At 37.5% G+C, this 24,817-nt stretch carries 23 protein-coding genes and 1 riboswitch; of the genes, 3 read left to right on the top strand and 20 right to left on the bottom strand.

Annotated features, from left to right (window positions below):
- Nucleotides 1-109: 109 nt before the first annotated feature.
- From BLR62_RS10345 to BLR62_RS10325, 5 genes are all read right to left on the bottom strand, one after another.
- Nucleotides 110-2,569 carry a heavy metal translocating P-type ATPase gene (locus tag BLR62_RS10345; protein WP_090796613.1) on the bottom strand — a complete coding sequence of 820 codons (2,460 nt, stop codon included), beginning with the start codon at nt 2,567-2,569 and terminating at the stop codon, nt 110-112.
- Nucleotides 2,570-2,787: 218 nt separating this feature from the next.
- Nucleotides 2,788-3,258 carry an IS200/IS605 family transposase gene (tnpA, locus tag BLR62_RS10340; protein WP_090796611.1) on the bottom strand — a complete coding sequence of 157 codons (471 nt, stop codon included), beginning with the start codon at nt 3,256-3,258 and terminating at the stop codon, nt 2,788-2,790.
- Nucleotides 3,259-3,451: 193 nt separating this feature from the next.
- A complete protein-coding gene (gene thrB / locus BLR62_RS10335) occupies nt 3,452-4,336 on the bottom strand; it encodes a homoserine kinase (RefSeq protein WP_090796610.1) in 885 nt (294 codons plus the stop codon).
- Nucleotides 4,333-5,394, bottom strand: coding sequence for a threonine synthase (thrC, locus tag BLR62_RS10330; protein WP_090796609.1), 1,062 nt, complete (start codon nt 5,392-5,394; stop codon nt 4,333-4,335). The genes thrB and thrC overlap by 4 nt, the downstream gene beginning before the upstream one ends.
- A 1-nt stretch (nt 5,395) precedes the next feature.
- Nucleotides 5,396-6,691 carry a homoserine dehydrogenase gene (locus BLR62_RS10325; RefSeq protein WP_090796607.1) on the bottom strand — a complete coding sequence of 432 codons (1,296 nt, stop codon included), beginning with the start codon at nt 6,689-6,691 and terminating at the stop codon, nt 5,396-5,398.
- 220 nt (nt 6,692-6,911) lie between these two features.
- Here BLR62_RS10325 and BLR62_RS10320 point away from each other — a divergent pair, with 220 nt between their 5' ends.
- Nucleotides 6,912-7,421 carry a phosphatidylglycerophosphatase A family protein gene (locus BLR62_RS10320; protein WP_090796604.1) on the top strand — a complete coding sequence of 170 codons (510 nt, stop codon included), beginning with the start codon at nt 6,912-6,914 and terminating at the stop codon, nt 7,419-7,421.
- Between the two features lie 47 nt (nt 7,422-7,468).
- Here the strand turns inward: BLR62_RS10320 and BLR62_RS10315 are convergent, their stop codons facing one another.
- Nucleotides 7,469-7,750 (bottom strand): YutD family protein, encoded by a 282-nt coding sequence (locus BLR62_RS10315; RefSeq protein ID WP_090796602.1) that lies wholly within the window; start codon nt 7,748-7,750, stop codon nt 7,469-7,471.
- A 155-nt stretch (nt 7,751-7,905) separates the two neighbouring features.
- Here BLR62_RS10315 and BLR62_RS10310 point away from each other — a divergent pair, with 155 nt between their 5' ends.
- A complete protein-coding gene (locus BLR62_RS10310) occupies nt 7,906-8,823 on the top strand; it encodes a M23 family metallopeptidase (RefSeq protein WP_090796600.1) in 918 nt (305 codons plus the stop codon).
- Between the two features lie 62 nt (nt 8,824-8,885).
- On the opposite strand, the gene BLR62_RS10305 is transcribed toward BLR62_RS10310, so the two are convergent.
- From BLR62_RS10305 to BLR62_RS10250, 12 genes are all read right to left on the bottom strand, one after another.
- Nucleotides 8,886-8,993, bottom strand: coding sequence for a methionine/alanine import family NSS transporter small subunit (locus tag BLR62_RS10305; protein WP_090796597.1), 108 nt, complete (start codon nt 8,991-8,993; stop codon nt 8,886-8,888).
- Complete coding sequence (locus BLR62_RS10300) at nt 8,993-10,483, bottom strand: sodium-dependent transporter (protein ID WP_090796594.1); 1,491 nt, start codon at nt 10,481-10,483, stop codon at nt 8,993-8,995. The genes BLR62_RS10305 and BLR62_RS10300 overlap by 1 nt, the downstream gene beginning before the upstream one ends.
- A 210-nt stretch (nt 10,484-10,693) precedes the next feature.
- Complete coding sequence (locus BLR62_RS10295) at nt 10,694-12,244, bottom strand: Na+/H+ antiporter NhaC family protein (protein WP_090796593.1); 1,551 nt, start codon at nt 12,242-12,244, stop codon at nt 10,694-10,696.
- A 152-nt stretch (nt 12,245-12,396) separates the two neighbouring features.
- Nucleotides 12,397-12,571, bottom strand: a riboswitch (Lysine riboswitch).
- A 55-nt stretch (nt 12,572-12,626) separates the two neighbouring features.
- Nucleotides 12,627-13,379, bottom strand: a complete 753-nt coding sequence (gene yunB, locus BLR62_RS10290) for a sporulation protein YunB (RefSeq protein WP_245719453.1) — start codon at nt 13,377-13,379, stop codon at nt 12,627-12,629.
- Between the two features lie 57 nt (nt 13,380-13,436).
- Nucleotides 13,437-14,516, bottom strand: coding sequence for an HD-GYP domain-containing protein (locus tag BLR62_RS10285; RefSeq protein WP_090796589.1), 1,080 nt, complete (start codon nt 14,514-14,516; stop codon nt 13,437-13,439).
- Between the two features lie 101 nt (nt 14,517-14,617).
- Complete coding sequence (locus tag BLR62_RS10280; protein ID WP_090796586.1) at nt 14,618-16,000, bottom strand: bifunctional metallophosphatase/5'-nucleotidase; 1,383 nt, start codon at nt 15,998-16,000, stop codon at nt 14,618-14,620.
- Nucleotides 16,001-16,134: 134 nt separating this feature from the next.
- Entirely contained in the window at nt 16,135-17,532 is a 1,398-nt protein-coding gene (sufB, locus tag BLR62_RS10275; protein WP_090796585.1) for a Fe-S cluster assembly protein SufB, read from the bottom strand.
- Between the two features lie 37 nt (nt 17,533-17,569).
- A complete protein-coding gene (sufU, locus tag BLR62_RS10270) occupies nt 17,570-18,010 on the bottom strand; it encodes a Fe-S cluster assembly sulfur transfer protein SufU (RefSeq protein ID WP_090796582.1) in 441 nt (146 codons plus the stop codon).
- Nucleotides 18,000-19,220, bottom strand: a complete 1,221-nt coding sequence (locus BLR62_RS10265; RefSeq protein ID WP_090796580.1) for a cysteine desulfurase — start codon at nt 19,218-19,220, stop codon at nt 18,000-18,002. The genes sufU and BLR62_RS10265 overlap by 11 nt, the downstream gene beginning before the upstream one ends.
- A 1-nt stretch (nt 19,221) precedes the next feature.
- Entirely contained in the window at nt 19,222-20,529 is a 1,308-nt protein-coding gene (sufD, locus tag BLR62_RS10260; protein WP_090796578.1) for a Fe-S cluster assembly protein SufD, read from the bottom strand.
- Nucleotides 20,530-20,550: 21 nt separating this feature from the next.
- Nucleotides 20,551-21,336 carry a Fe-S cluster assembly ATPase SufC gene (gene sufC / locus BLR62_RS10255; RefSeq protein WP_090796575.1) on the bottom strand — a complete coding sequence of 262 codons (786 nt, stop codon included), beginning with the start codon at nt 21,334-21,336 and terminating at the stop codon, nt 20,551-20,553.
- Between the two features lie 301 nt (nt 21,337-21,637).
- Entirely contained in the window at nt 21,638-21,826 is a 189-nt protein-coding gene (locus BLR62_RS10250) for a YuzK family famiily protein (RefSeq protein WP_090796574.1), read from the bottom strand.
- 281 nt (nt 21,827-22,107) lie between these two features.
- Here BLR62_RS10250 and BLR62_RS10245 point away from each other — a divergent pair, with 281 nt between their 5' ends.
- Nucleotides 22,108-22,524: a TlpA family protein disulfide reductase gene (locus BLR62_RS10245; RefSeq protein WP_090796571.1), complete on the top strand. Its 417-nt coding sequence runs from the start codon at nt 22,108-22,110 to the stop codon at nt 22,522-22,524.
- On the opposite strand, the gene BLR62_RS10240 is transcribed toward BLR62_RS10245, so the two are convergent.
- Together BLR62_RS10240 and gcvH are read right to left on the bottom strand one after the other, a co-directional pair.
- The gene (locus tag BLR62_RS10240; protein ID WP_090796568.1) at nt 22,525-24,270 is read right to left on the bottom strand and encodes a methyl-accepting chemotaxis protein; all 1,746 of its coding nucleotides are present in this window, start codon (nt 24,268-24,270) and stop codon (nt 22,525-22,527) included.
- Between the two features lie 160 nt (nt 24,271-24,430).
- On the bottom strand, nt 24,431-24,811 hold the full coding sequence (gene gcvH, locus BLR62_RS10235) for a glycine cleavage system protein GcvH (protein ID WP_090796565.1): 381 nt from the start codon (nt 24,809-24,811) through the stop codon (nt 24,431-24,433).
- Nucleotides 24,812-24,817: the final 6 nt, after the last annotated feature.

The raw sequence follows: 24,817 nt of genomic DNA, 5'->3' as shown, positions 1-24,817 counted from the left end.
TCTAAAACATAGTATGCACGTTAATACTTTTAAAAAAATAAAAACAGATGATTGATTAAAAATCACCTGTTTTTATATAGTGCTTTCGCATCGTTAAAAAGCAACTTATTTACGATTTGATATCCACTCTTTTTAATCTCAATGAATTATAGACAACATTCAATGAGCTGACAGCCATCGCTGCTGCACCGATCATTGGGTGTAATAAACCAAGCATGGCAACAGGGATGAAGGCTGCATTGTAAAACCATGCCCAGAAGTAATTTTGTTTAATCTTCTTGAAGATCGCGTGTGATAATTTAACTGCAGACACAATGCCCAAGAGCTCACCGCGTACAAGTGTTACATCTGCCGCTTCAATCGCTATATCAGTCCCCGTACCAATCGCAATACCGATGCTTGCTTGTTTTAAAGCGGGAGCATCATTAATGCCGTCACCGACCATCGCTACTGTGTATGATTTTTGTAGGTCCTTTACTGCATCGACTTTACCGTCTGGTAATACTTCAGCAATATAATGATCAATCCCAACTTTTTTAGCGATCGCTTGAGCTGTTCGTTCATTATCTCCAGTTACCATAGCACTTTTAATACCAAGTGCGTGTAAAGCTTTAATCGCTTCTACAGAGTCTTCTTTAATTGGATCAGATACAGCAATAACACCCAACAATTGATGATCAACTGCAACGAGCATCGCGGTTTTAGCCTCATTTTCCAATCGGACTAAATCATCTGAGACAGAAGTGTGATCAATATTGAATCGATCCATTAAACCACGATTCCCTATTAATACACTTTTTTGATCAACCAGTCCTTCAATTCCATTCCCAACATGTGTTTTGAAATCAACAGGATCTGTCAACTCAATCTGGTTTGCTTTTGCTTTATCGATCATAGCTTGTGCTAACGGATGTTCTGAACCTTTCTCAATTGAAGCAGTGTAGTAGAGAAGATCATGCTCATTAACCCCACTCTCTACTATAAGGTCTGTCACTTCAGGTTGACCTTTTGTAATGGTGCCCGTTTTATCGAATGCGATCATATCAACATCTTTAAATGTTTGAATCGCTTCACCATTTCGAATTAAAATGCCTTCCTCAGCTCCCATTCCACTACCGACCATTAAAGCAGTCGGAGTTCCTAAACCGAGAGCACATGGGCATGAGATAACTAAGACTGCTGTCGCTGTAATAAATGCTAGCGTCAGTGGTGTTAAGTCAGGATTCACCCATGGTAAGAATGAAGCCCCCCATTCAATGATCGATTGATGAAAATCAGGGAATATTAAATAAGAAGCAAATGTTAAAGTAGTTAAAATCATAATCGCTGGAACAAAGTAGCCGGTGATTCGATCAGCAAATTCTTGGATTGGCACTTTAGAGCCTTGAGCCTCTTCCATCATTTTCACAACTTGTGATAAAAATGTATCTTTACCGACCTTCGTTACTTTTACTTTAATGAGTCCTTGCTTGTTAATCGTTGCACCAATAACTTCTTCACCTTGTTCACGTTTTACAGGCATCGACTCACCTGTTGCCATCGACTCATCTAAAAGTCCATTTCCTTCAATGACAATACCATCGGTCGGTACCTTCTCACCCGGTTTAATGATCATAATATCTCCAGGTTGTAAGTCCTTAACGGGTACATCTTTTTCTTTTCCATCAGATAAAATACGGGCTGTTTTCGCACCCATCTCTAGCAATTTTTTTATCGCTTGTGATGCTTTCCCTTTCGCTCGAACTTCTAAAAATTTACCGACTAAATGAAAGGTCATTATCGTCGTTGCCATTTCGATAAATGTTTGAATCGGGAAGAAAAGACCCATTAAACCAATTATATAAGGTAACAATGACCCTAACATCACAAGAACATCCATGTTCGGGCTTTTCGATCTTAATGCTTTAAATGCGCCCTTATGAACGTGTAATCCTGTTCCAAATACAACCGGAGCCCCTAAAACGGCAACAATCGGTAAATAGAACGGAATCGGAACCATGAACATATGAATAACCATTAAAATCATGATGACAGATGCAAATCCGACTGAGATATACATCTTTTTAGCTGCTTGATTGATTTTTCGTTCTTCTCGATCTTCTGTTTCATCCTCTTCTTTTTCAAGAACTAATTGATAGCCTAACTTCTCTACTTTTTCTTGTATGGTAAGTAATCGAGTTGAATTCGGATCGTATTCCAGTGTGATTTTTTCATTCGGCAAGTTAACGCCTGCCTCTTTAACACCGTCCATGCGAGAGACGACTTTTTCAATTCGATTGCTACATGCTGAGCACGTCATTCCTTCAACAGGAAGGGTTACCTTTTCTGTCTGATTCTCTTCCTCTTTAGAAGCTAAATAACCTAAATCTTTTATTTCTTTCTCAATCGTTTCCTTAGATATTTTATTCTCATCATATGAAATCTTTGCTTTTTCAGAAGCCAAATTAACATTAGCTTCTATAACACCATCTAACTGATTCAATCGTTTCTCTATATTTAGCGAGCAACTACTACAAGACATACCATCAATTGTCCAAACAGTCGGCTTCGCTTGTTTACGATCAGACATTTTACCACTCCTTTTCATTTACCCCTACCCTAGTAGGGTACATAAAAATCGTAACACGACGTGTATTTATTGTCAATTTACACATAATCAAAACCACCAGTGTGAACTGGTGGTTTGTTCTGCGGCTGAAAGCCTTTGTTGCCGGCCTCGGCCTTAAAGGCCCACTGAAAGGGTTTCCCTTATGCACCACACTCACTCGCTGATTCTTAAAGAATCCTTTATCTTTTCTTATTTTTTTGCCCTGTAAACGGATCAAACTCTTCAAATAAAGTTAATTGATCACTTATATAATCTTCTTTGAGCTGATTCCTTATATATTCTTGAATTTGATGTTTGTTTCGCCCCACTGTATCGACGAAAAAACCTCTACACCAAAATTTCCGATTGCCGTATCTGTATTTTAAGTTAGCGTGTCTGTCAAAAATCATCAAACTACTTTTACCTTTTAAATTACCCATGAATTGAGACACACTCAATTTCGGTGGAATACTAACTAACATGTGTATGTGATCTTTACATGCGTTTGCTTCATGTATTTCAACACCTTTCCTTTCACAAAGTTCTCTAATTATTTCACCAATGCTTCTTTTATATTTCCCATAAATAATTTGCCTTCTATATTTGGGTGCAAAAACGATATGATACTTACATCTCCATTGGGTATGTGCTAAACTATTCTTGTCCTGCATTGGACGTGCCTCCTTCGTGACGAGATTTGGTGGTCGGGAAACCAACCTTATCTTACCATGAAGTGAGGCTTTTTTTGACACCTCGCTGGAAGCTCTTTGGAACCCCCGGCATAGCCAGGGGGTTTCTAAGATCATAAAATAAACATCCAATAGACTAGTCTCTATTAAACTAGTCTATTGGATGCTTAAGCGTCTAGCTATGTACCACTAAGCCTTTATTCACAGGTTTCAACGGTTTAAATAGCAAGCTCGGATATTCTTTTGACCATTGTTCTATATATTGGTTTGCCGTACTTTGTTCAACTATAGCAATCATTGTTGGACCCGCGCCACTAATATAAGTTCCATATACGTAAGGAGACAATGCCTTTTCAACTTCACTATAATGTGGGATCAAAGACTGTCGATAGGGATGATGAAATCGATCTTTCTTCATCATTTCACCTAACAACCCCCAGTCCCCACTAGCAATAGCTGCTACACTAACATTTGCAACACTACTCGCTTGTACACTCTCAGAATATGAGAATGACTCAGGTAACACTTTACGAGCATCTGATGTTTTTAATTCAAAATTGGGGATTATTGTTAAAAATGTTACATCTTGTACAGGAATACGTGATGTATAAAGTTCTTGATCGTAATACCCAATCACACATCCTCCTAAAATAGCGGGTGCTACATTATCAGGGTGACCTTCAATCTCCGTTGCAATTAATACTTTTTCATCCTCAGCCAAATTAAGATTAAGTAATTGATTAGCTAATTCAATGCCTGCAGCTATTGCTGTTGCACTACTACCAAGTCCTCTGGCTAAAGGAATATCACTTTGAATGACCACGCGTTGTGGTGGTAATGAATCATAATGATAGCGTTTAGCCACTTTTAAGGCGACTTGATAAATAAAATTACGTTCATCTGTCTCGACATCTTTCAAATGCTCAGACTCTGAATTAAATATCCATGCGTCGGATGATTCAATCGTCAACGTCATATATAAATTAAGTGCTATACCAATCGAATCAAATCCAGCACCTAAATTTGCTGACGTTGCGGGTACTGTTATGTTAAAACTCATGATGTGACCCGACCAAGAATTTCCTTCATCACTAATTCTTCATCGTTCTCCAGTACAGTCGGTTTAATATCACTGTGTTCAATCGCGGTAAACGGATCTTTTAAGCCATTCCCAGTTAGGACACAAACAACCTTTGATCCTTCTTTCACTTTACCTTCTTTAAGTGCTTTGAAAAGTCCTGCAACAGATGCATTCGATGCGGGTTCCGCAAAAATACCTTCATTTTCTGCAATCCATTGATACGCTTCAATCATCTCATCATCTGTAATCTCATCAATGACACCTTCAGACTCTTCGCGGGCCTTAACGGCTTGTTTCCAGCTCGCTGGATTTCCGATTCGAATCGCTGTTCCAACCGTCTCGGGATTCTCAAAGATCCTGTCATGAACAATGGCTGCTGCTCCACTTGCTTCATAACCCATCATTTTAGGTAAGCCAGTTGCTTTTTGTTCATGATATTCTTTAAAACCTTTCCAATACGCCGTAATATTTCCAGCATTTCCAACAGGTATAAACAGATAATCTGGAGCTTGCCCTAGCACATCACACACTTCAAATGCGGCCGTTTTCTGACCTTCAATACGGTACGGGTTCACAGAGTTCACAAGTGTAATATCATCTTGTTCCCCTAATTTACGAACAATTTTTAACGCATCATCAAAATTTCCTTTAATGGAATAGATCTCTGCACCGTACATAACGGCTTGTGCTAACTTCCCTTGTGCGATCTTCCCTTCTGGTATGACCACAATCGAACGTAAACCAGCACGAGCAGCAAAAGCAGAAGCTGAGGCTGATGTATTCCCGGTTGAGGCACAGATCACGGTCTTAGCGCCGGATTCGATCGCTTTAGCCATTGCCATCACCATACCACGGTCTTTAAATGATCCAGTTGGATTAATCCCCTCTGTTTTTGCGTAAGCTTCAATATTATATTTCTTAGATAAATTCTCTAATTTAATCAGTGGTGTATTCCCTTCATGTAAACTGATTAATGGTGTATCCTCATTCACTGGTAAATAATCTTTATACGCTTTTAAAAGTCCTTCCCAAGCCATCTTATGACTCCTCCCCATCTACACGGTAGTGACTAATTAAACGATTCACTACATCTAATTTTTCTAATGCTTGTAAGCTATTTAATAATTGCTCTTGTGATATCTCATGTGTTGTCATCACAATTTCGGCATGATCTTCTTTTTCTGCAGGTAACTGCAAGATTTTCGCAAAACTCACATTACGATCAGAGAATACATTGGTAATGGCCTGGAACGCACCAGCCTGATCTTCAACAGCTAAGCGAATAAAATGACGTGAGTATTTTTCTTGGTCTGTTTTAAGTTGACGTTTAAACTGTGGATCAATCATCGTATTACCACTGATACCTAAACGCAGGTTACGAATAACTTCCATAAGATCAGATACAACAGCTGTTGCTGTCGGCATACTTCCAGCCCCTGGTCCATAAAACATCGTTTCACCAACGGCTTCACCATGAACAAAAACAGCGTTAAATTCATTTTTAACTAATGCTAACGGATGATCTTTCGGTAACAATGTTGGCTCAACTGTCACTTGCGCTTTATGATCGTGCATTTCAGCAATACCAATTAATTTAATCGTATATCCCAAGCTTTCAGCAAAGTTAATATCAGCTTGAGTCACATCACGAATCCCTTTTACAGCCACATCTGTTAAATCAATTTCCATTTTAAACGCTAAATTAGCGAGTAAAGCCATTTTTCGAGCAGCATCAAGACCATCAACATCAGAAGTTGGATCCGCTTCAGCAAACCCTAATTCTTGTGCTTCTTTTAGGACTTCATCAAAACTACGGCCTTCATCTGTCATTTTAGTCATAATATAATTAGTTGTTCCGTTGACAATCCCCATGACTTTCTCGATATGGTCAGAAGCGAGACCATCATCAAGTGTACGAACAATCGGGATCCCACCGGCAATACTAGCATCATATAGAATATCGCATTGATTTTCTTTTGCTAATCGCAACAATTTCTGTCCATAAAGTGCCATTAAATCTTTATTCGCTGTCACGATCTGTTTTTTGTTTTTTAGGGCGCGTTCTAATAATTTGTTTGTATCTTCAATACCACCCATTACTTCTACAATGATATCAATCTCATCATTGGCAACCAGTTCATCTGGGTCGTTCGTCAACCAGCTTGGATCAATAATGACATCACGTGGTTTTTTAACATCATTTACTAATATTTTTACAATTTCAACTTCACAGCCTAATTTATGTTTAATGCGTGCCTGGTGATTCTCGAGCACGCGTACAACACCTGTTCCTACTGTACCTAAACCACATAAACCAACTTTTACTTTATCCATTTAGACGCCTCCCTTTGTTCTTTTCAAATGCACATATGTTTATCTATAGAGGACATTATACATTTACACCGATCGATATTCAACCATGAATTAACTTAAATTTCAGAAAAAAGTGTTCAATTAAATTTATCATATCATAAACATAAGATTAATCTAGGTTTTATTAGAAAGTTTTAAGGGTACATTTATATATATCATGCATAAAGAAGGATGGGATCATATGTCTGAAGAACAACCTAAAACTGAACTTGAACGAAAAGCGAGAGAGTGGTTAAAAGAACGTGGTGTTACATTAAATGACATTGGAGAATTGGTTTACTACTTGCAATCGCCTTATCATGATACTTTAACGATGGAGAGTTGCCTTTTAAATGTTGATAAAGTCTTAAGTAAACGCGAAGTACAAAATGCTGTTTTAACAGGGATTCAGCTCGATGTATTAGCTGAGGAGAAAAAGCTAGAGTCTCCATTGCAAGAAACCATCGATACAGATGAAGGATTGTATGGCGTTGATGAAATTATTGCCTTATCGATTGTAAATGTCTATGGTTCAATCGGCTTTACAAACTATGGCTACATTGATAAGCAAAAACCAGGGATTTTAAAAGATTTAAACGACAAATCATCTGGCAAGTGTCATACCTTCTTAGATGATATTGTTGGGGCGATTGCCGCTTCTGCATCAAGTCGTTTAGCGCATAGTGCAGCAAACGATGAAGAACTTGACTAATGACTAAAAATGAGCGCTTTATGATATCGATCATAAAGCGCTCATTTTTAGTTCTTGCAATCAACACGTTTAACAACAAAATAAGCACAGCCAAAATTACAATACTCGTACAAATAATCATCGATAGTGCTTGCTTTTGTATCAAATGTTGCTTTTGTATTTTGATCATCAAAAAAACCTTTAAGGCGTAATTGCTCGTAACCCCAGTCCCCTACAATGAAGTCATATTTAGCTAGTATATCACTATAACGTTCAACAAAATTTGTTTCGTCAAAACCTTCTCTATATTCTTCAATTATTTCATAGCAATGTCCTTCAACTTCAACCATGTGTCATACTCCTTTTTAAAACTGATCATCATTATCTACAGTTTAGCATAGCAGATTGATGCTTAGCGAATCAATTTTTTCGTAATATTTATAAATACACTTTTATAAGTTGGTTATATTATAACAGATGACGGTTTAGAAGGGGATATACACTTATGTATTTTATAATCATCTTATGCTTAATATTTTTATTTAACTCGCCTGTTGTATTCGCTGAAGTTGATGAACCATTTTATTTATACAAAAAAACAGAAACCATCACGCACGTGCCTTGGTATTATTTAGCTGCGATTGATCAATATGAAAGCCAACTATCTTTAAATAATGAAGAACCACATTATTCATTTTTTGATCCGATTGAGTGGTACGGGTTGACCAACATGAACCAAGATCCTAATATCATCACCATACAAATGCACAACGGAGCTGGTAAAGATGGAACGGGTAACAAGGAAGCGTCACTTGAAAATCATGAAGATCAATTGTTCACATTAGCCACCTATTTATCCACTTACTCTCCGACAGAAACCGAACTTAAAAATGCCATTTGGCGACTTTATGAACGACCTTTATCCGTTAAAACGATTTTACAAAATGCTAAAGTGTACAAACAATTTAACACAACGGATTTATCAGAAAAAGCATTCCCGATTCCTAGTAACCACCATTATAGTTACCAGAGTACGTGGGGATCAGGTCGTGGGTTCGGAGGTCGTCGTATTCATGAGGGGTGTGATATCTTCGCACACTACGGCACGCCAGTTCAATCGACTGCCTATGGAACCGTTGAAATTATGGGTTGGAATACGTATGGGGGGTGGAGAATCGGCATACGCGATTTAGATAACACCTATCATTATTTTGCTCATCTTCAACATTTCGATTCTGAGCTTGAAGTCGGATCAATTGTTGCACCGGGTGACATCATTGGGAGTGTCGGGGCTTCAGGGTACGGGCCACCTGGAACCTCGGGAAAGTTCCCCCCTCATCTACACTATGGACTTTATCGAGATGATGGCTATACCGTTTACTCGTATGATCCGTATCCCAAATTGAAGCTTTGGGAGCAATAAAAAAAGCAAATGCGAAACCCATTCAGTTTCGCATTTGCCTTTTTCTATTTAAACAAAACAAACTATTTTGCCTTCTTTGATTTATTAACGGCATGGGTAATACTTAAGCCTAAGCCGCCCCATATGATACTTATACCAACAATCATCATAATAATCGCTGCAGTAGACATTATTGATCATCCTTTCCTGATTCATCAGATGGCCAGCGCTTCATCGCCATAAATGCACCGAAGGCAATAGCCGCGAATGCTACCATCCAACCAAAGTTAAATAAATACTCACTTGGATAACCAGCATAGTCAGTTGTCATATCCGTTCTTAAATTTAGAATCATCATATAACCTAAAACAAGTGGTGTGATCACACGAAGTGAGAACTTCCACCAAGCACCTAAGCGAATATCAGACACACTATTTGCGTGTGTTTGAAGTTGATTAACCTCTCTCGCAAACCAAGCAATCGCGACAATTTCAAAAAGACCCACAAGTGCTACACCATAATTATTGATGAAATAATCGACTGTGTCTAACAAGTTCAATCCACCTTGATTCGCATAAAGGAGTGAAATAGCCGCAGCTAAACTTGTCCCAACAGTAACAGCTGCCCGTCTTGAGAGATTGAATTTCTCTCGAAGCCCTGCAATATATGTCTCAGAAATAGAGACCATTGATGACAGACCCGCTAGTACAAGCGAACCAAAGAATAGCGTTCCAAAGAAACCTGACGCTGGCATTTGGCTAATAATTTCAGGGAATACCATGAAAGCCAGACCAACACCACTTTCAACAACATCTGATACTTGTTGCCCTGTTTGGTTAGCCATAAAACCTAATGCCGCAAATACACCAATACCTGCTAATAATTCAAATGATGAGTTAGCAAACCCAGTGATAAATGCGTTATTCGTAATATCTGACTTTTTAGGTAGATAAGACGAGAACGTAATCATGATCGCAAATGCAATCGATAAACTAAAGAATATTTGTCCATATGCAGCTACCCAAACAGATCCATCTGCAATAGATGACCAATCCGGTGCAAAGAACTCATCTAAACCTGTTAATGCTCCAGGTAACGTAATCGCTCGAATAACGATTAATAAGAAACTAATAATTAGTATAGGAATAAAAATTTTATTCGCTAATTCAATGCCGCGTTTGACCCCTCTAAATAAAATAAAGAATACAATAATCCAAACAGCAATAAGCGGAATCAAAACAGCTGGAACCATTGAACCAAAGACACCAGCTTCACTAACACTTAAGAAGTCTTCAATGAAGAACGTTGTTGCATCATTACCCCAATCTTGTCCGAAAGAAAAATAAGTATACATAATTGCCCAAGACACAATGATTGGATAATACGTTGATATAACAAATGAAACCGCAACTTGCCACCAACCAATCCATTCCATACCTGGACTGATTCGTTTGAATGCGCGTGGTGCTGAACTTCTATATTTATGCCCAATGGTGTATTCCATAATCAACATCGGAATACCCGCTGTTAGTAGGGCGAATAAATAAGGAATAAAGAATGCGCCACCTCCGTTTTCAAAAGCTGTTGCTGGGAAACGCCAAATATTACCTAAGCCGATTGCAGAACCCATAGCAGCAAGCAAGAAGCCCAGGCGTGTTCCCCATTGTGATCGTTTTTCCATAATGCTCTCCCCTTCTTTTCATTAAAGTGATTTAATTTTTTTGAATATATCTGTCTAATTAATTGAAATCACCTTAATCTTTTAAATATTTATTTTTTTCTGACTTTTATGATTATAACGACACATTCTCATTCTGTCAAAAGAATTTCACACCACTAATGAGAATTTTTCTCAAAAAAATAGAGACGCTTCAAAAGCGCCTCTATTAGTCTACTTGTTTTTATTAAATTGTTGAAGAATAAATGCAATAGCTGCGACAGATACAACGCTAATTAGTAATGAAATGCCGACAGACTCAGTCAATGCATAGACGAAATAACCAACTAATGCTGTAAATGCACTTATAAATGCATAAGGAAGCTGGGTAACAACGTGATCGATGTGATTAGACCCCGCACCAGTAGAAGATAAAATCGACGTATCCGATATGGGTGAACAGTGATCACCAAATACAGACCCTGCAAGAACTGCAGCCATAGCTGGTAAGATGATTGAAACATCAACTCCAACAGCAACTTGTGCAGCGATAGGGAGCATAATCCCAAATGTGCCCCAAGACGTGCCTGTTGCAAGTGCCATAAAGCCTGCAATCACAAATAGAATCATTGGTAAGTAACTCGCATTGATTGCTGCATCTTGAACTAAACCGGCTAAAAACCCACCTGTATCAAGTTCACCAATAATATCTCCAATCATCCATGCCAAAATCAAAATATAAATAGCTGGCATCATGGATTCCATCCCCTTAGAGATGACCGTGAATGCGTTCGTTTTAGGCTTTTCTAACGGTAAATAAAGGATTAACGATGCGATGACAGCAAATAATCCACCTAAAAATAATGATAAATTAACGTTCGTATTAGCAAATAATGAAAGTACCGTAATAGTCTCTTCTGTTGCTAAATAGCCTGTCCATAACATCGTTAACACAGTACCCGCAACTAATAATACAATCGGAATAATTAAATGATACATTTTTCCGTGATGGTGTGTCGAAACCGATTCTTTTATATCTCCGGCAATACCACCCTTATTTGAATCGAATAATTGACCATCTTTCTCAGCCAAGCCTTCATGCTTTGCCATCGAACCTAAGTTCAAATTCAGTATTGCAACAATAAAGACAAGAAGCATTGACGTAAACGCATATAGATTCATCGGAATCATACGTACGAAAGCTTCGAGTGGTTGATAATCAACAACTTGATTTGCACTAAAAATCGCACCAATCGTTCCAATGATATAAGCACCCCAACTTGATATAGGTGTGATAACTGTAATCGGTGCAGATGTGGAGTCGATGATGTAGGCAAGCTTTGTCCTTGATACATGATGTCGATCAGTAACAGGGCGCGATACCTGTCCAACAGCTAGTGCGTTAAAGTAATCATCAATAAAGATCATCACACCTAAAATTGCAGGGACAAGCTGGGCATTACGTCTTGTTTTAACATGTTCCATCGCCCAGTTCCCAAATGCTTTTGAGCCACCTGAAGCAGTCATACTTGCTGTTAAAACACCTAATAATAATAAAAATCCTAGTAAATATAAACTTCCTACATTAACACCATCTTCAGCAGTATAAAAAATAGCAAAAAAGACATCAAAGATTTTAATAAACATAGCAGCAAAATTAAAATCCGTAATCATTAATGCACCAACAAAGATCCCAACGCCTAAAGATAAATAGATCTTACGTGTAGCGATCACTAAGAGCAGCATTAATACTGCTGGAATTAAAGAATAAATCGTTCCTTCCATTTGTAAACCTCCAAAATATATTTTTTGAATAACGACACTTATACGACATTCGATTGACAATACTTTCTTTTTGAGCATACAAAAAAGCAGTAATAGAACATAACCTATTACTGCTATTTATTAAATAAATAATCAATATGTGTTATCCTCCGTCGATCAACAGCTCATCACGTAAAAGACATGACAGTATATAATTTATTCAACTATACACCAGCAAGTAATAGAATTGCTTTTCATTACTCACTTCGGCAACTAAACCTTTCACACACCTTCTTTGCTTGCAGCTCCAGTGCGATACTCATTTTTCATTGCGCCTCTATCTCATCGAACCGATAAGGTTTTATTCAATTTTAACCTTTGATAGTTTATCAACTTTTTCTCATTATTGCAAGGGCTGCAAGGGAAACGAATAAGGAATATCATCATTTGGGTGCGCATTGTAATAAAGCGGTACATCTCCGCTGTATCCACCGCTACCAATTGGGATTGATTGCTCCACTCTTGATTCTTTTGAACCAAAAGGAATGATCGTTCGAACTTCAACTGATATGTGAACGACTGGCTCAATATGAACACTATTTATTTTCATACCGGTTACAAGCGTTTCAACTTCTGTATTAACATATCCGATCACTTCTAAATTGACAGGGATTTTTGGTCCTAGATTAGCCAAAAGAGGAATCCCTAGTACTTGACCTAGAGGAATTTCAATTAAATCGGTTTGTGCTTTCACATCATCAATCATAACCGCTTCGTCTAGATCTGTATGTGTTGGCGGCAATTGACCTTTTTCGAGCAAGGCCAAAAAATCTTCAACTTGATATTGAATATTTCGCTGTATACGGTTTTCAAGTGCCGTATTCACTTGATAGCTGACGACTCTACCTTCTTGATCATAATGAAACTCAATTAATTCATCTAACTTTAAGTCGAGCTCCAAATGCTCATTAACGGCAATTCCCATGGCCATATTTGCGTACTGGCTATTCCGTGTTTCAGCGATATTCAACAATATCGGTTTGATACTATGATTAATATAAAGTATTGACACAAAAGTCGTGATTAGACAAAGGAATAGCGCAATGATCATGATCTGTTTTCGGCTGATAAAAAGCGAGCGATTAAATCGACGCACAAAAATCCCCCCGTTTACATGATATGCCCATGTAAGCGGGGGTAGTCCTTTCATTTCTTATATACTGTAACCAATGATCGTCACATTCAAATGTTTAGATAAATCTAAATCGTAAGGTGTTACAACTTGATTATTTTCATTAATGACACGTACCACAGGTCGATTATATAATTTTTTATTTTGTCTAACAACAATGGCACGACGATGATCATTTAACTCAACCGTCACACCATTAGGATAAACAGCGATACTCTCTCTAAAGGTTCGAACAATATTCGTATCAAATAATGTGCCACTACCTGCATACAAAATTTCAAGGCCTTCTTGAGGTAACATCGCATCACGGTAAACACGATCACTGGTTGTAGCATCAAAAACATCTGCCACACCTAAAATTTTCCCGAATTTATGCATATCTTTTCCTTTAATACCACGTGGATACCCTGATCCATCTAATCGTTCATGGTGTTGATAAGCACAATGCGCAACTAATACGGAAAGGTCTGATGATGAACGCAAAAATTCAAACCCTAGTTCAGGATGTGTTTTTATAATTTCAAATTCAACATCCGTGAGTCTACCTTGTTTTTTCAAAACTTCTTCTGGTAAAAAAACCTTCCCAATATCATGAAGCATCGCCCCTAGACCGAGTTCTCTCACCTGCTTATACGGTAGCTTCATCTCCGTCGCAATCGCAATCGCATATGTGGTAACATTCACAGAATGGTTAAATAAATAATCATCACTAATAAAGATATCAGACATTAACGATATCACTTCTTCATCATTTTGAATTTGACTGATGATTGTATCAACGAGTGAAGCCATTTTCTCGGTCGTCTTATCATACAAAAAAGACTGGTCTTTAAACCCTTTATTTTTGTATGAATGGAAAACAGATTTCACCGTTCGGATCGATTCAATTTTCAATTCTTCAGATATAGGTGAGTGAATCACGATATCTTCAGACATTTGATCTTTTACATAAACATACGTAACACCCAGTTCAAGTAAACGATCGATAATCTGTTGACTCACGCGTACATTTTTTTGAACTAATACTTGACCCCGGTCATTTAATATCGGTTTTGCTAGTTCTTGCCCAACAGCTAAACCTCTTGTCGTAACTAATTTCATGTTGTTCTCCCAACTTTTCTCGTTCGTCTTTCTGTCTAAACAAATCCTATCAGAAAATCGCGATTTTTTCTACATTTTTCGACGTATATCTAATAAATTGATTAAAACGTCTGTAATGTATCTTTCAATAAGTCACGAATAAATTCTGGCATAAAAAATTGTTTTGACACAGCACGTGAGATTTGAGGTGATAAATGACCAAACGTGAACATATCAGCAGTCGCAAGCTTATAAACTTGATCATTGCTTATCTCTTGTTGATTGATGGTCACTTTGTCTAAACTTATGCCCTCCGCGTTTTGATCTCTAAAATGAAGTTCAATCCCATCATAAACTAACTGTCCCATGATCTCTCCTCTAAAACCATAACCTTTAACTTTCAGATTAATGAACTCTTCTGTCATACCTGCTCGGACGATTTCAATAATTTCTCTTCCTGTTACATTGACGACACAAGGGTTAATTGGATGCGGGCAGTTACGATGAATATCAGCTTCAGTGACAACGCCAGCATCAAATCCATCTAATAGAATACCTGCATTTAGCATACTAATATCTGCACCGGTCCACTTTCTTAACGTTTTTGTTAGCGATTTAATTAGAGGCGTTTCTTCATACCAATCAATAGTCAACGGTTCACTTAAGTAAGTTACTTGATGGGACAAGTAGTGATTTGCTTCTTCTTTTGCCTTCAATAAAGTTGTTTCAGTTTTTTGATCATTTTCAAATTCGGACAAATCAGACACTATAGACTCTGGCATTAACCAACGACTTTTTGAATGATCATATTTTAATTGAATTTCACCAATATATCGACCAAATTTACCTACAGCAGCTAATAACGTTTTATTTCGTATGTGCGTGTCTTGAAATAAATGATGCGTATGACCACCAATAATAATGTCGACTTTCTCAAATTGATCTGCAATTTTCTCATCAAAATCAATTCCGAGATGGGACAGAACAACGACTAAATCAACATGTTCAGGTAATGCATTCAATTGATTCTCTAGTTCGACAAGTGGATCGGAAACAGACCAACCTAAAGGTTCATAAAACGGTGCAAAGGGCGCTGTCAAACCAATAAATCCGATCGTTAAACCAGATGTTGTCTGTTTAATTGTATGAGACTTTAGCCATTCAGGGTGATGTTGACTCGATAAATTCGCACATGTCACATCAAATTGAGCATTCTCGTACAGTTGCATCAATTCTGACTGCTTTAACGTAACTCCTTCATTATTACCCAAGTTAATCACGTCATAGTTAGCATCGTTGAGTAAATTCACATTAACCTTTCCTTTGGTGGCTTCTGTAATCGGGTTAACGCGATCTAAATGATCCCCATTGTCTAATATAAAATAAGATTGATTCATTTTTTTCTTTTCTTCTGTTTTACCATTTAAGAAACGAACGGCTTTAGGCCAACTTTCAAAATGGCTATGTAAGTCACTGGTGAAAAATAAAGAAATCTGTTCTAACATAACTGTCTACCCCTGTCTGTTTGAAACTTTTTTCTAATGAATACTATATCATAATACACACGTTTTAACTTGTTCCTCGATTTGAACTGCAAAAAATCCTCAGTACACCTATGTACTGAGGATTTTTTCATTCATTAACCGATACTACCTTCCATTTCAAAGCTAATTAATCGGTTCATTTCAACCGCGTATTCCATTGGCAACTCTTTTGTGAATGGTTCAATAAAGCCCATTACAATCATTTCTGTTGCTTCAACTTCTGAAATACCACGACTCATTAAATAAAACAACTGTTCTTCTGAGACCTTCGATACTTTCGCTTCATGTTCTAATGAAATGTTTTCATTGAAAATTTCATTATATGGAATCGTATCTGAAGCCGATTTATTATCCATAATAAGTGTGTCACATTCGATGTTTGAACGTGCACCATCAGCTTTTCGTCCGAAGTGTACAATGCCTCGGTAAGACACTTTACCACCTTGTTTAGCAATTGATTTCGAAACAATTGATGATGATGTGTTTGGTGCTAAGTGAATCATTTTCGCACCTGCATCTTGGTGTTGCCCTTTACCAGCTAACGCGATCGATAGCGTCATACCTCTAGCACCTTCACCACGTAGTAAGACTGAAGGATATTTCATCGTTAGTTTTGAACCAAGGTTACCATCGACCCATTCCATCGTTCCGTTCGCACCAACCGTTGCACGTTTAGTCACAAGGTTGTAAACGTTATTTGCCCAGTTTTGAATCGTGGTATAACGACAGTAAGCATCTTTTTTAACAAAGATTTCTACAACGGCACTGTGTAATGAATTTGTTGTGAAAACAGGCGCCGTACACCCTTCAACATAGTGGACAGATGCTTCTTCATCGACAATAATCAATGTTCGCTCAAACTGTCCCATGTTTTCAGAGTTAATTCTGAAATAAGCTTGTAGTGGTGTATCGGTTTTAACACCTTTTGGTACATAGATGAATGAACCACCCGACCAAACCGCTGAATTAAGTGCAGCAAATTTATTATCTGTATAAGGTATTACTTTTCCGAAATACTCTTTGAACAATTCTTCATCTTCTTTAAGTGCCGTATCTGTATCTTTAAATACGATACCTAGATCTTCTAAATCTTCTTTTAAGTTGTGATACACAACTTCTGATTCATATTGTGCTGAAACCCCAGCTAAATATTTTTGTTCAGCCTCAGGAATTCCTAAACGATCAAATGTTTGTTTGATTTCATCTGGTACTTCATCCCAAGAACGCTCAGAACGTTCCGAAGGTTTTACATAATACGTGATCTCATCAAAATCAAGTTCTGACAAGTCGCCACCCCATTGTGGCATTGGCTTACTGTAAAAGTGTTTAAGAGCTTTCAGACGATAATCAAGCATCCATTGTGGTTCTTCTTTCATTTTTGAAATTTCTCGAACCACATTCTCTGTTAACCCTTTTTCTGTACGAAATATAGATACATCTTTGTCATGAAATCCATATTTATAATCGCCTACTTCAGGTGCGTTTTTAGCCATGATAGCCCTCCTTAAGATTTTATATTCTACTTACAATTTATTGTTCGTCTTCTTTAACGGCTTTTTCCATTGCTTTCCATGCAAGTGTGGCACATTTAATTCGAGCAGGGAATTTTGCCACGCCTTGCAACGCTTCAATATCACCGAGTTCTAGATCCATTTCATCCAAATCTTGACCAAGCATCATATCTGAGAAGTAGCGTGACATTGATAATGCATCTTCTACAGAATGCCCTTTAATGGCTTGGGTCATCATTGATGCTGAGGCTAAGCTGATTGAACACCCTTCTCCCTCAAATGCAACATCTTTAACAAACCCTTCTTCAACAATGAGGTGAACTTCAATACGGTCGCCACATGTTGGATTGTTCATTTCCAACGTTATCGAATCGTTTGATAAGGAACCTCGATTTCTTGGATTTTTATAGTGATCCATGATGACTTGACGATAGAGTGTATCTAAATTATTAAAAGACATCTCCAAAAAACTCCTTCGCGCTTTGTAATCCATTAATAAAGCGATCTACATCATCTTTTGTGTTATATAAATAAAAACTAGCACGTGCCGTTGCTGTAACATCTAACCATTTCATTAATGGCTGAGCACAATGATGACCTGCTCTGACTGCAATACCATAAGCATCAAGTACTGTTGCAGTATCGTGTGGGTGAACATCTGTTAAGTTAAATGTAATTAAACCCGCTCTGTGATCTGGCCCATAAATATCAATGCCGTCAAACGCACTCAACTGTTCCATTGCATAATCAGTTAACATCTTTTCATGTGCTGTAATTTTTTCAAATCCGATATCCGTCAGATAATCAATAGCTGTCTTTAGACCAACAGCTCCTGCAATGATTGGTGTTCCACCTTCAAACTTCCAAGGAAGCTCTTTCCACGTTGAGTCATATAAACCAACAAAATCGATCATCTCTCCACCAAATTCAACCGGCTCCATTGATTCTAGTAATTGTTTTTTACCATACAGAACACCAATTCCAGTTGGTGCGCACATTTTATGACCTGAGAAGGCATAAAAATCACAGTCGAGATCTTGAACATCAACTTTCATATGTGGCACGGCTTGCGCACCATCAACTAACACAACAGCACCATTTTGATGTGCAATTTTTACAATTTCTTTAATCGGATTAATCGTTCCAAGCACATTTGAAACATGTGTAATCGCAACGATTTTAGTCGATTGAGTAATTGTATTCTCTACATCAGCCAATGTCAAAGTACCATCGGACTGCATGGGTACGTATTTTAATGACGCACCCGTCTGTTTAGCAAGTTGTTGCCATGGAATGATATTACTGTGATGTTCCATCTGGGTAATGACAATTTCATCACCCGTTGATAAGTTCGCACGTCCATAGCTGTTCGCCACAATATTGATCGAAGCCGTTGTACCTCTTGTAAAGATCACTTCTTCAACATGTTCTGCATTTATAAACGATTGGACTGTCTTTCTTGCACCTTCATAGCTTTCAGTTGCGCGTGTTCCAATTGAATGAACACCTCGGTGAACATTAGAATTATCACGCCTATAATAATGATTAACTGCATCGATCACTTGAGCAGGTTTTTGCGATGTTGCAGCAGAATCTAGATAAACAAGAGGATGTTGATTAACTTCTTGATCGAGAAGCGGAAAATCTTGACGAATAGCAGATACATCCATCTTAGTAAACTTTCCCTTCAATAACGTCCGTTAATTGTTCACGGACATTCTCAATTGGAATTTCATTAACAACGGGAGCTAAGAAACCATGAATAACCAATCGTTCCGCTTCTTGTTTAGAAATGCCTCGACTCATCAAGTAATACAGCTGAACAGGGTCTACACGACCGACTGAAGCTGCGTGACCAGCTGTCACATCATCCTCATCAATAAGAAGAATCGGATTTGCATCGCCTCGTGCATCTTTATTTAACATTAATACACGTGATTCTTGCTCAGCGTTTGCCTTTGTTCCTCCGCGTTCGATCTTACCAATGCCGTGGAAAATGGCGCTTGCTTGGTCTTTCATAACACCGTGTTGGAGAATGATACCATTTGAATGTTTACCATGGTTTACAATTTTCGCTGTGAAGTTTTGTGTTTGATCCCCAACACCAACTGATACGGCTTTTGCAAAGCAAACTGATTGATCACCTAATAGATGGGTGATGTTTTCAGAAATCGTGTTACCATTATTCATTTGTCCAAGCGCCCATTCAATTGTCGCATCACGACCAGCAACGCCTCTTCTGTTCATATATGCTGTTGTTCCATATGCAAAATGATCCACTGAACCATATGAGATTTTAGCATTATCTTTAGCAATGACTTCTGAGATAACATTGGCAACTGTTTCAGTTTCTTCATGATCTGAAATGTAATTCTCGACAAATGTTACTTGTGCGTTTTCTTCTGCTACAACAATGACATGGTTAAATAACGCCAAGTCCTTGTCTTCTTGCCAGAAGATTGCTTGCACTGGCTCCTCAATAACAACATTCTTAGGAACATATAAGAAGACACCACCGTTAACAAGCGCAGCATGAAGTGCTGTTAATCGGTGCTCATCAACTGAGACAGCATCGGTCATGAAATATTTTTCAACCAATTCAGGATATTCATTTGCTGCTGTAAATAAATCTGTGAAAATGACACCTTTATCTTTTAATTCTTTTGGTAATTCACTGAATTGATTCTCTTGATTTCGTAAAATGACTAAGTTCTGTTCTGCTTTACCTTGATCAATCACTTTACCAACTGAGTCTGGTAATTGATCGAATGAATCAATTGGTTCACTCGTTGATTGATGAGAAAACTTAGTGAAATTCCATCTCGTGATCTTCGTTTTATCTGGCTTAGGCATTTCCAACGTTTCAGCTAGTTCAATTGCTTTTAGTCGTTGTGCTCTCAACCACTCCGGCTCATTGTGCTGCTCTGAGTATGTGTTTATATAATCTGTATTAAACGTATCGAATAATTCTGTTGACACTTAAACCCCTCCTTACCTCACTTAGGCATCTTTACCGACAGTTACGTCTTCGATTCCTAGTTCTTGTTTGATCCAATCATAACCTTGATCTTCTAGACGTTCGACTAACTCAGGACCACCTGATTTAACAATGCGACCTTGCATCATGACATGGACATAATCAGGTGTCACATAGTTTAATAAACGTTGGTAGTGTGTGATAATTAAACAACCAAATGATTCACTTCTCAATTTATTAATCCCTTTTGATACAACTTTTAATGCATCAATATCAAGACCTGAATCAATTTCATCTAATATACCGATTTGAGGTTTAAGTAACATCAACTGTAAGATCTCGTTACGTTTCTTCTCACCACCTGAGAAACCTTCGTTCAAGTAACGCTGAGCCATGTTTTTATCCATATCTAGATAATCCATTGCCTCATCCATTTCTTTGATGAATTTCATTAATGGAATTTCATCACCTTCTTCACGATGTGCGTTAATTGAAGAACGTAAGAAATCAGATGTTGTAACACCACTAATTTCACTTGGGTATTGCATAGCTAGGAAAAGACCTGCTTTTGCTCTTTCATCAACTTCCATTTCGAGTACATTCTCGCCATCCATTAAGATTTCACCTTTTGTCACTTCATACGTTGGATGACCCATAACAGCAGAAGCTAGCGTTGATTTACCCGTTCCATTAGGTCCCATTACAGCATGGAATTCTCCGCCTTTTATCGTTAGGTTAACACCTTTTAAAATTTCTTTGCCTTCGATCTCAACATGAAGATCTTTAATTTCTAAAGTTGATCCACTCATATCTATACCTCCAAAAAATAATATTATATAATAATTCAAGAATGACTTTTCCATTCTCACTTTATTCTCATTACAATCTTATACTATTTCAAATCTAATATCAAGATTTTAAGTTCTGTAAAACAGCTTTTATAAACCTAAAAGTATAAAAAGTAAATGATTTGTTTCTTAGTTTAACACATTGACTTTTCTTCGTCATTCTCAATAGCAAATATACAAAAAAAGACCCTTCTTATTTTAAATAGAAGAGTCTTCTTGTTTCAATATTATAATAGTTAAGATTCTTAGTTCATTAATATGATTAGCGATGAACTTGACGATTAATGTCCGTAACAAGAGCCATACCATCTTTATGACTTTGCTCTCTTGTTCTTTCAACCTTCAAACGTTCACTCATATCAATTCCATACGCTGCATAACCACATCCGTGATTTTGATGCATCGCCTTTTCCATTTCTTGCGTGTAATTGAGTTCAATCGATTGATCCATTAGGTTATAATCTCCCTTTCCTTTTTTGACCACATTAATTATACCAAGCGCATTATTTAGCGACAACGGTCACCTATTTTCATTTGAAATGATTTGAAAGATTGACACGAGCACACAATCAAATAAAACATTCATAGTTAATAAATGCTACAATTGCTTGAAATTCTTTTCATTTGCTCGAGTATAGTTGATAAGCTCCCAAGAGTTAATACTTCTTCATTTTCATCCCTTTCTTATCGTGCTATACTCACTTTACGATCTATTAGAAAAGGATGTTGTTTATGTTAGCACCAAATTTTAGTCTTCCCTATATAGATGACCCATCTAAAACATACCAATTATCAGATGATTTAGGAAAAATTGTTGTGCTTACTTTTTGGACATCTTGGTGCCCGGATTGCAGTCAAGATTTACCATTAAAGGAGCGTCTTTACCAAACCGTTGATTCTGAAAAAATGGTATTTCGCACGGTAAATGTTTCTGGACGAGAACCAAAAGCTGATGAAGCTATACGTTACTTTGATAACTTCCTCAGTCAACCGACAGTCGTTGATGATGGATTGAACACATACAGAGCTTATGATTGTATGGGTGTGCCTACGACTGTCATTATTGACCAAGAAGGAAAAATCATTGAACAGTTCACCGATCAGGCTTCATCAATTGAGATTATGCAATCGATTAGTCGGTTTATTTAATTATAATGTAAATGAATCGACTAAGTGATTTAGATCACTTGCTAATTGTTTTAGATCCTCAACATTTTCAGAGACTTGTTGCATCATGCCACTCGATTCTTCTGCTGAAGCTGACGTTTCTTCTACCCCAGCTGCTGATTGTTCAGTGGCAGATGCAACATCTTGTATTTTGTCATTCATCGCATGTGAACCTTTATTGACATCATTTAATTGATTAGATACACGATCAAGTTGTTCGACCATTGATTGAACTGACTGCTCAATTTCGCTGAACGTTTGATTTGTCTCATCTATAATCTCTATGCCAGATTCAACCTCTTTATAACCATGTGACAATGAATCTGAAACATGATGAGATTCTGATTGAATCGTTGAAACCGTTGATGTGATCTCGGTAACTGAATTTGCGACCTGACCTGCTAACTTTCTCACTTCCTCTGCCACAACACTAAAACCATTTCCCGCTTCATTCGCTCTTTTTGCCTCAATTGCTGCATTTAAAGCAAGTAAATTCGTTTGTTCTGCAATATCTCGGATAACTGTCACCATTTTTGACACTTGTTTAGTTTGTTCATTCAAAGCATCCACTCTTTCAACAGATTGACGAACGGTTTCATCTATTACTTGCATTTGTTGTTGAGTTTTATCCATTTTCTCTTTACCACTTATAGCCAATTCATTTACTTCAATGGCATGGTTTTTCACAGTCTCACCGTCGTTTGAAACGTTCTCAATTGCATTCGTAAAGGATTCAGTATCATCAGCTAGTTCGCTTGCATGAGATGACTGTAATTCAGTTGCACTAGCCAACTCTTCCATCGTTGAAGAAATTTGAACAGAGCCTTGATTAACATCATATGCAGATTGTGACAGACGTTCACTCTTATTTAAAACACTCGTGGATGTTTCTTTAACTTTTGCAATCATTGATTTGAGTTGATCTTGCACTTGATTCGCAGCCGTTGCCAATTGACCAAGCTCATTTTCATGTCCAATATCAATAGGTTCCGATCTCAGGTCATTATTTGATAGTGCTGTCATACGATTTGTAATTTGTTTTATCGGTTCTGTGAATCGTTTAGCGACGAACCAGATGAAAACAATACCTATTAATATAATAATTGCACCCGTAATAATTGTGATCAGTAACATATCTTGAGCAGGCTGATTAAAATCTAATAAATATGTACTCGCATTAATTGTCCAATCCCATGGCTCAAAATGTTCTGCATAAATCACTTTCGGCTCGATTTGGTCCTCATCATCTGGCATTGGCCAGTCATAATATACGTAACCTCCACCATCAAGCGAGACATCTATCATTTCTTGAATAAAATAATTTCCAGATGTATCTTGAAATTCCCATGCCTCTTCCCCTTCTAGATTAGGGTGAGCGAGCATCACGCCTTCTGTGTCTGTAACATATAAATAACCATTCTCACCAATATCTAAAGCAACATCAATTGAACGTTCTTGTTCAGATATTGATGAACCAATCATTGCTTCTTTTGCTCTTTCCTCTGCTTCTTCAATCGTTAGTTGGCCGCTTTCTACTTGTTCATTTAGAATATGAAGCAACTCAACAGACTGATGCACACTATTTTCTAACTGTGTACGTCCTAATTGATCTAGCTCATTCACACTACTAGAATAGCTAATATAGCCGAGAATAAGTAATGGTACACTAATTAAAAAAACGGCGATCACAATCAGTTGCCTTTTAATAGATTGATTAACCCAACGCATAGAATCCTCCTAATAATGTCGAATTTTGTCTTACGCTTTTATTTTCGGCATTTTATTTAGAAGTTAAAGAATTTTCAAACAATTCGGTATAAAAAGTTTTATGCCTTCACAAAAAAAAACAAGCAACCCGTTTAGATCGGTGTTGCTTGCCCTTTTACTATTAATCTTGAGTAAAAGCTTGATACGCTTCATATGTCATTAAACTCTTTAATGCATCCATATCTTGAATGGTTAATTTTATAATCCAACCATCTTCATACGGATCCTCATTAATCAATTCAGGTTCGTCTTCTAAAGCTTCATTCACCTTTGTAATGGTACCACTAATCGGTGCGTATAATTCAGAAACTGTTTTAACGGATTCAACACTACCAAACGTGTCACCTTCGTCTAATACATCGCCCTCTTCTGGTAACTCAGCAAATACAATGTCTCCTAGCTCTTCTTGAGCGTGTTCAGTGATGCCTAAAGTTATTTCGTTTCCTTTAACATCGACCCACACATGTTCATCAGAGTAGTAACGTTCATTTAGATCAACCATTCAAAA

This window comes from Pelagirhabdus alkalitolerans (assembly GCF_900096905.1).
GTDB classification, from domain to species: domain Bacteria; phylum Bacillota; class Bacilli; order Bacillales; family Amphibacillaceae; genus Pelagirhabdus; species Pelagirhabdus alkalitolerans.
Note: the sequence above shows the minus strand (reverse complement) of the source record. Positions and strands in the feature narration are given on the sequence as shown.